The sequence below is a fragment of the Clostridium sp. UBA6640 genome (assembly GCF_002455975.1).
Lineage (GTDB): Bacteria > Bacillota > Clostridia > Clostridiales > Clostridiaceae > Clostridium_J.
This window is the reverse complement of record NZ_DKLM01000156.1, coordinates 1496-9609: the sequence shown is the minus strand read 5'-3', so window position 1 is coordinate 9609 and position 8114 is coordinate 1496. Positions and strand designations below refer to the sequence as shown.

Sequence of the window (8114 nt, the reverse complement as noted above, 5' to 3'; positions counted from 1 at the left end):
ATCTTTCATTCTTAATTTTTCATTCATAAAAAAGATTTTTTGTTATGGAAATTAAAATCCTGTATAAGTTAAATTTTCATTAATGAACCCTATAGCTACACCAATATTATTTTTTATCCTACTTTTCTTGCTGAAGTGCTTCGTCCATTTCCTCACCGATTTTTTTCAATCCTTCTTCAACGGATATTTTTCCAGACCACATTTCCTTAATATATTTGAGTTCAATATCATTCCATTTTGGTGTGTTTTTTGACACTGGATAGATTATTGAATAGTTCAGTCCATCAACATATGCTTGAAGATTTAGGTTAGGATAAGTATCTTTCCATATATCTAATACATCCATACGTGCAGGAATAACCACTCCTGACTTTGCCGAAATGTCATTTGCTTCTTTACCTCCAAGGAATTTCACAAACTCCCAAGCTTCTTTAGGATACTTTGTATTAGCAGAAATTACATTACTCAATCCATGTATTACTGCTGCACGCTTTTTAATCAATGGCATTACAGTCAAATCAATATGATCTTTTATCAATTCATTTTCCATAAATACAGGTACATCCCATGAAGCTGCGTTAACCATAGCTAGTCTCTCAGCCTTAAACATGTCTATTTCGGAGGTATCTGACATTTCTTCTATAGTAGGTGATAATCCATCTTTTATAAGATCTATCCATATTTGTGTTCCTTCAATAGCTTCAGGAGAGCTATATCCTGATTTTTTTCTATCCTCTGAAATTATAAATCCACCACTCTGAGGTATTGAGTTATAAAGGCCTTCTTGTGTATCAGGTCTTGCAGCTATTCCATAAACGCCTTTTTCTTTGTCCGTTAATTTTCTAGCCGCTTCAACCATATCATTCCATGTCCAATTTTCATTTGGATATTCTACGCCTTTCTCATCAAATAATTTCTTGTTATACCATAACGCTGTTAAATCCCAATCTTTTGGAATACCATATAGCTTATCATCAACAGTATATAATTTTACTAAGCTTTCTGGGTACAAACTTAAGTCCATATTATCTTCTTTCACCTTATCATCAATAGGTAACAGTATTCCATTTGATGCATATTTAACTATATTGGGACCATTTATCCAGAATATATCTGGAAGAACTTCACCAGTAGCAGCAGCTTCTAGTTTTGTCCAATATTGGCCATAAGGTGTTAATTGAATATCAATTTTGATATTCGAGTTCTGTTCTTCAAATTTGTTAGCTATTTCGCGAAGTATTGGTTCTTGATACTTATCCCATAGTCCAAAGGTTAAAGTTACATTGTCGTCATTACTAGTAGTTTTGTCATTAGTTTCTCCGCTGCATCCAGCAAGCATTATAGTCACTATAATTACGGAGAGAATAGTGCCAACCATCCTTTTAAATTTCATAATATTTTCCCCCTTAAAATATATGATAGTGTAAAATTATTCACACTATTTTTAAAATTTTTAATATATATGAAAGGTTACACAGTTTTAAATAAGAAATAATGACTTCCTAATTTCATTTTATAATTTACTACTATATATCGACTTACGCTATTTAAATATATTTTTATAGCTACTATTCATAACTATAAATTGATACACCCTTAACCACTCTATTGACAATGCCGCTTGGATTAGGGTTATCCGGCTCTACATTAGCTTTTACTGAGTATAATAGTGCAAATATCTGAGCATAAAGCAGATATAGCAATGATATATAAATTTCATTATCTATTTTAATTGGACATTTACTTAAACAAAGCTGATGATTTGAATTCTTTTCGGCATCTTCATCATGTTCCTTTGTGATTGAAATTATTTTATGTTCTCCAGCATTATTATAAACTTCATTCAACATATCCATATCATACTTTCTCGTATAATCATCTATGGATACATATAAAAATATTAAAGTTTTATCATCTACAATAGATTTAGGACCATGTCTAAAACCTAATACTGTTTCATTAAAAGATATAATTTGTCCTCTAGTTAATTCCAATAGCTTTAATGAGCTTTCTTTTGAAATTCCAAAGAAACTGCTAGATCCCAAATATACAACTCTCTTATAATCATAATCTAATAATTCTTTTTCTTCTTTGTAGCCCTCATCTATTATGTTTCTGCCAATGGCGGACATTTCAGATATCTGTTTTTTATTTTCTTCAAGATTTTCCATATCAAAAATTAATGATGCTGCAATGGTCATACAGGTGAAACTGCTGGTCATTGCAAATCCTAAATCATTAGATTTATCCGGCATAAGTAGTAAAAGAGTATTTTTATTTTTCTCAGACATTTTTGCTAATTTTCCTCTTGAATTGCATGTAATAAATATATGACTTATATCATCAACTAACTCATTAGCTAAGTCATAAGCTGCAACACTTTCAGGACTATCCCCTGAACGGGCAAAAGATACTAATATTGTAGGAATATGCTTTTTAAAATATGAGTCAGGATTAGAAACTATATCCGTCGTAGGGATAGCTTCAAAAATATATTCCTTTCTTTTATTTAAATAAGGAATTACTACTTCCCCTACATAGGCAGAGGTACCAGCTCCTGTAAATATCACTCTAACCTTTTCTTTTCTAAGCCTTTCATCTATGAAATTGTTGATATTATCTTTATTACTTTCAATTATTTCTAATGTTTTAAGCCAAAGTTCTGGTTGTTGATATATTTCTTTAGCTGTATTAATTCCATTCAATTCTTTCCACTTTTCTTCATTAAATCCAAACATTTCATCACCCTCATAACACATAATAACATGATGTCATTATGTCATCATGTTGTAATTACCAGTTAACTTAAAAAAATTTATTTTTTTAATAAAACATGGTATTTAAATTTATCTCCTCTTGCAATACCTTTTGTATATTCAATAATTATATTATTTTCATATGTTATTCTCTTTATCATCATTGCAGGCAATCCGGATTTATATTTTAGTATTGCTGCTTCTTCTTCACTGGCTAACACTGCCTGGAATGTTTCCTCAGCACAAGTAAAGGTTGTTTTGTATTTCTCCGTAAATATATTATACATTGCGTCTTTTTCTAGCTGGTCTTTTGTAAGCCCTGGAAATCTGCTACAAGGTACATAACTTGTTTCTAACATCATTGGCTCATTATCAGCTAGTCTTAATCTTGTAAATACATAAACTTTTTCTCCTGACAATAAGTTCATCTTTTTTGCTAATTCATCATTACATTCTATTGTTTTAAAATCTAATACTTGTGATGATGGTTTCTTTCCTATTTTTTTCATTTCATCAGTAAAGCTATAAAACTCTAAAAGATCTTGTTTCAATTTTTTTGGCGAAACAAAGGTTCCCTTTCCATGTTCTCTATATACATACCCTTCTCTTTCTAATTCTTGCATCGCTTGTCTTACAGTAGATCTACTAACATTGTAAGTTTCACACAATTCTCTTTCTGACGGTAGTTGATCATTTTCATTTAGGTATCCATGGTCCATCATTTCTATAAGGATATCTATCAACTGATAATATAATGGTATTCTGCTTTCTTTATTTATGTTCTTCATAGTTTCCACCTACAATTATTTTTATTACTGGTACGTACCACCTATTTAAATATTATATTATTTTTCATATACTGTCAATATAATTTAATAATTTATTTTATTAATAATTATGCCTTTTATTAATAATTATGCCTTTTATTTCAAAAACAAAATTTTATTGCATACAGTGGCAAAATAACAGTAAATCCTGTACTTGCACCACAATTATTATTAAGCCTTCTAGTTCATTATTAGTGGCATATTATTCAATACTATCTTCTCTTTCTCCCTTTTTTAGTAGCTTTTTTCGCTCTTTACATGTAAATCAATGCTAGCATATATAAAAGCTCTTTCTTCCCTAGACATTTTAGCAAGTGTACTAAGAAAGCTTTTAAGTCTATAGGTGGTATGGTGAGCATACATCTCCTCCCTACCACCTTACCTTTACGCATAATAAAAACACCTACCAATGCAAGTGTTTTTATTATGTATTACTTTTATCTAATATTATATTTAAACTCTTGCTTATTAGCTTTTATAATAATTGCTAAAGGTTTATTATCGCTCTCCATAATTTTGGGTACTGTTGCTAAAAAGTGAAGTACTCCATTTCCTAATGGTTCTATTGATGTTATATTAGTATACGTAAAATCTGATCCATCATCATATTCTATTATTGAAGATGTACCATATTCATATTTATTATAAAGAATTTTAACTGATAAAAATTCATCTGCCATTTTTCCATCTGGTAAAAGATTCTTTACATTTATAACAGATTCAAAAAGTGTTTTCCCTTCACCTTCAACCTCGTAACAAGTATAAACACCTTTTGCATTCGGTGGACTTATTATTTTATCAAACTTAGTATCATTAACTGTTAATTCACAGTAATTATCTATACTAACTACTTCACCTTTTTTGATTTCTTTTATTTGTGGACCCTCTTCTTTTTTAACATCTTCTTCTTTTTTACTATCATTATTATCTTCTACTACCTCATTATTTTTTTGAAGTTCTAAATCTGTTTTTTGCTTACAAGCACTAACTGTAAAAAGTAATGTAATGATAAGTAATATACTTATTATTTTTTTCATATGTCTCTCCTTCATTGCTAATATTTCATTTATATAATAGCAAAGCATAACTTATTAAACAAGCATTACCTTTTTCTCTTTCACTTTATTTAAAATATTTCTTTTCTTTTTCTTCATGCAAATCTATTGAAGCATATATAAAAGCTGTTTCATCTCTAAGTATATCTCTAAGGACGTTAAAATCTATGGAAGCTTAGTTAGCATAATTTACCTCACTATCACCTCGCTTTTACATATAATAAAAACACCTACCAATGTAAGTGCTTTTATTATTAAAATACATTTCTAACTTAATTTTTTACTTTATATTCTGATTGAGTTTTCGTATAATTTTCTATATTCCTTATTATTTCTTCAGCACTGATTTTCTCTTCCTCAGGCTCTATAATTTCATATTCAGCATCTGGAGTTAATGTTATATTATCTTGTTTCGGAATTTGTCCTGTCTCTTGTAAATAATCTGATACTATGTTTTCAGCTTTTATAGTGCTCACAAGTATCCAATCTTCATAAAGCTTACCAAACTTATTTCTAAACCACTTTGTTGTATATTGATTAGAATATTTAAATAGTGAGTATATATCTCCTACTCTATTACGTATTTTTATACCATCATCATTTGTCCATTCTACAATTTTATTTAAATCTGTTTTTCTTATATCTTTTAACTCTACGTTTAAAATACTTCCATCTAGCTTATAGTAAATATCAGCGATACTTTCATATTCATGTCCTATAAGTTTTTTCCACCCTACCATTTCTCCTGTTGCAGGTTTTGATTGTAATTTTTCCTTTTTATAAGGAAACCATTTTTTATACACATCATATGGAACTTCATTTTGAGGAATCATTCCTACATATGTTGTTGAATTTGGCTCATAATAGTTACAATTAGTTTCTAGTATTTCACATACCTCTTGTAATGATATAAAAATATTATTATTGTAAAGAATATTATTAGTATTCATTTTCTTCCCATGAATTTTAACGCTACCACTATTGAAAGTAGCATTAATATTGGCTAAATCTTTCGAAATAAGTGATTCTTTTGTAGTTTTATCTGTCTGCTTGATATTTTTCCAAGAATCAACAACATTTTTGGGAACTTCTCCAGCAGGTACCTGCCCTATATATGTTGTCTTAGTTTTTCCATAATAGTAAACATTCATATTAAATAGCTCAGCAATACTGTTTATTGGTAGATATATTTTATTATTATATAACATTCTGTTACCATTAAAACTAGCTCCATTGACTTTAACGTTGGCTTTATTAAATGTTACTTTTATATCTTTTTTATTTGTACCTGCAAATGCAGAAACTGGTGTAATAATAAAAATGGTAATGACTAAAAAAACTAATATTTTTCTCATTTTTACTTTCATCATAATCCCTCCCTTATTTACTATATTATACCAATATGTTATTTAAGGGTCTACTAAGTTAGATAATATTTTAGATGACGATTATTTTTTACTGCCATATATAATGAATTATTTAGAGATAACAAAAAGCACCTATTTAAATAAGTGCTTTTACTCTTTCTGCGAATATAATTTTCCATTAAAATTGCAAGGTATTTACATATTATTACTCTTGACTAGTGGTTTTCCCAGCATTATTTATTTTTATTATATCTTTTAATTTTGCATAACCTACAAAACTTAATATTATTGAAGGAATAACAAAGATGATATATATAATAAAAATAACACCACCTACAGAATACAAAATACCACCTGTGAGTGTAAAACCTCTTTTGTTTGAAAAATATCCTACCCAATTAAATATTGTTGCCAACACAACTAAAACCATATGAGGTGTCACTAAAGCTGTTGCCATAGCTGCCCCTGCAAGTTCCATCCCATCCTTACTTCCAAATATTCCACCACTAAAATATGTTATAAGATATAAAGAATATAATGTTCCTAATATTGCGGAAGTTAAATACATCTCATATTAATGTTTAACAAATTGATAGAAGCAAGAAATATAAAACTGTTAAATTTAAATACATCCTACGTTAAGGTTACTAATCTATATTACTTATTCTACAACTATTTAAGTTTTCTTTTTATAGAATAGAAAGAAAGGATTACTAGGTATAGCTCCTAATAATCCTTTTTATTTCAACTCTTTTTTAGAAAATTTATAACAAAATATAAAACTACTTATTTTCTTCAGTAGCTTGTCTTTTAAATTTCTATATTAAATTTAATTATAAAAATTAGCTAAGAACATAGGAAATATCATAACCGGAAGTTACAGTAGCACCTTTTATTGGTATATATGCTACGTCAAGTGTCATTGGTGGTGTTGGTAATTGAGTATATTCTTGTGAAAGATTATATACTACTGGTGATCCTGTTGTTGGTGTAACTGTTACTTGTGCAGCAACTACCAAAGTATAATCTGTTCCATTTGGATCAGTAAGAGTACCTGTGTCTATAGTTATAGTGTGAAAACTTCCAAAGCTAAATGCCATAAAAATCACCCCTATTATTTTTCAAAATAATTATTTCCTACACTTTATTATATTAATTTAGCTAGAACATGTTACAGTTAAAGAAAATAGTCTTTATAATAGCTTTTTTAATCATTTCAATCTTTTTCATAATTTTTCATCTAAAATTTATTTTTATAGATGATAATAAGAATATGCAATTTCTATTGTAGGTGTTATGCCTTCTTGTGGTATATAAGCAACATTTATTACATCATTACCTTGGCTTGGTATATAATTATATTCTTTTGAAGTGTAATATTTTTTACTTCCTACAGTCACTACTATAACAATTAATAATCTACATTTGTCATCGTAGCTCGCAGGATTTTCATAATCGGCATAGTTTATAGTTACAGGTAAATATGCATATTGACCTTGGCCATTGCAAGAAGAGTACTTGTATACTATCCTTAAAATTGGCATTAAATATTTATTGCTAATAGAAGCGGATCCAAAACTTAATAAAGGAGTTATTCCTGCCTCTCCCTCAATAACTAATCCTTTATTTATAATGGTACCATCAAGCCACGCTATAAGAATATCCATTATATTAATTTCAACTGATATTTTATTTATTGATACCTCTCCAATCTTTTTATAAGAGTCATATATTTGTGGTTGAACTTTATAGGTTGTACAAGTGCTAAAATCATCTTTTAATGGATATATATTTATTAAACTATTAACAGGCATATCAGAACAACTTTTAAACAACACAAGTTCTGCTGACGATATTAATGCATTCTCTGGTATACTGTCTATATTAAAAAATAGATAGCTTTTATTAATACTTCCATGAATATCCTCAATAAATATAAAGTCATCTTTAATTGCACAACATGTTTTATTTGAAATTGTTATGCTTTTATCCCCTGGGATTATAAGAGAGGCCATTTATATCACCTCTTTCACATAATTTATTTTTCATATATATAATAGAATATGTTAACTTTTTAAAAAAGGCTACTTATAGGGATACAATGTGAAA

8 protein-coding genes are annotated in these 8114 nt (G+C 28.6%); all 8 read right to left on the bottom strand.

Annotation, left to right across the window (positions count from 1 at the left end; all coding sequences use genetic code 11):
• Positions 1–118: 118 nt before the first annotated feature.
• The 8 genes from B2W91_RS18115 to B2W91_RS18080 all read right to left on the bottom strand — a co-directional run bounded on the left by B2W91_RS18115 (position 119) and on the right by B2W91_RS18080 (position 8020).
• A complete protein-coding gene (locus tag B2W91_RS18115; protein WP_291583465.1) occupies positions 119–1393 on the bottom strand; it encodes an ABC transporter substrate-binding protein in 1275 nt (424 codons plus the stop codon).
• Positions 1394–1568: 175 nt separating this feature from the next.
• The gene (locus tag B2W91_RS18110; protein WP_291583463.1) at positions 1569–2738 is read right to left on the bottom strand and encodes an SIS domain-containing protein; all 1170 of its coding nucleotides are present in this window, start codon (positions 2736–2738) and stop codon (positions 1569–1571) included.
• A 77-nt stretch (positions 2739–2815) separates the two neighbouring features.
• Entirely contained in the window at positions 2816–3544 is a 729-nt protein-coding gene (locus B2W91_RS18105; RefSeq protein ID WP_291583461.1) for a GntR family transcriptional regulator, read from the bottom strand.
• A gap of 476 nt (positions 3545–4020) precedes the next feature.
• A complete protein-coding gene (locus B2W91_RS18100; RefSeq protein ID WP_291583460.1) occupies positions 4021–4620 on the bottom strand; it encodes a hypothetical protein in 600 nt (199 codons plus the stop codon).
• A 290-nt stretch (positions 4621–4910) separates the two neighbouring features.
• Positions 4911–6005, bottom strand: coding sequence for a stalk domain-containing protein (locus tag B2W91_RS18095; RefSeq protein WP_291583459.1), 1095 nt, complete (start codon positions 6003–6005; stop codon positions 4911–4913).
• 205 nt (positions 6006–6210) lie between these two features.
• Positions 6211–6462 carry a hypothetical protein gene (locus B2W91_RS18090; protein ID WP_291583458.1) on the bottom strand — a complete coding sequence of 84 codons (252 nt, stop codon included), beginning with the start codon at positions 6460–6462 and terminating at the stop codon, positions 6211–6213.
• 385 nt (positions 6463–6847) lie between these two features.
• Positions 6848–7105 (bottom strand): hypothetical protein, encoded by a 258-nt coding sequence (locus B2W91_RS18085; protein WP_291583457.1) that lies wholly within the window; start codon positions 7103–7105, stop codon positions 6848–6850.
• Between the two features lie 153 nt (positions 7106–7258).
• The gene (locus B2W91_RS18080) at positions 7259–8020 is read right to left on the bottom strand and encodes a DNRLRE domain-containing protein (protein ID WP_291583455.1); all 762 of its coding nucleotides are present in this window, start codon (positions 8018–8020) and stop codon (positions 7259–7261) included.
• Positions 8021–8114 lie beyond the last annotated feature (94 nt).

Excerpts from the sequence above, each read along its gene's own strand:
- B2W91_RS18115 (WP_291583465.1), bottom strand. The coding sequence starts at position 1,393 with ATGAAATTTAAAAGGATGGTTGGCACTATTCTCTCCGTAATTATAGTG.
- B2W91_RS18110 (WP_291583463.1), bottom strand. The coding sequence starts at position 2,738 with ATGTTTGGATTTAATGAAGAAAAGTGGAAAGAATTGAATGGAATTAAT.
- B2W91_RS18105 (WP_291583461.1), bottom strand. The coding sequence starts at position 3,544 with ATGAAGAACATAAATAAAGAAAGCAGAATACCATTATATTATCAGTTG.
- B2W91_RS18100 (WP_291583460.1), bottom strand. The coding sequence starts at position 4,620 with ATGAAAAAAATAATAAGTATATTACTTATCATTACATTACTTTTTACA.
- B2W91_RS18095 (WP_291583459.1), bottom strand. The coding sequence starts at position 6,005 with ATGAAAGTAAAAATGAGAAAAATATTAGTTTTTTTAGTCATTACCATT.
- B2W91_RS18090 (WP_291583458.1), bottom strand. The coding sequence starts at position 6,462 with ATGGCAACAGCTTTAGTGACACCTCATATGGTTTTAGTTGTGTTGGCA.
- B2W91_RS18085 (WP_291583457.1), bottom strand. The coding sequence starts at position 7,105 with ATGGCATTTAGCTTTGGAAGTTTTCACACTATAACTATAGACACAGGT.
- B2W91_RS18080 (WP_291583455.1), bottom strand. The coding sequence starts at position 8,020 with ATGGCCTCTCTTATAATCCCAGGGGATAAAAGCATAACAATTTCAAAT.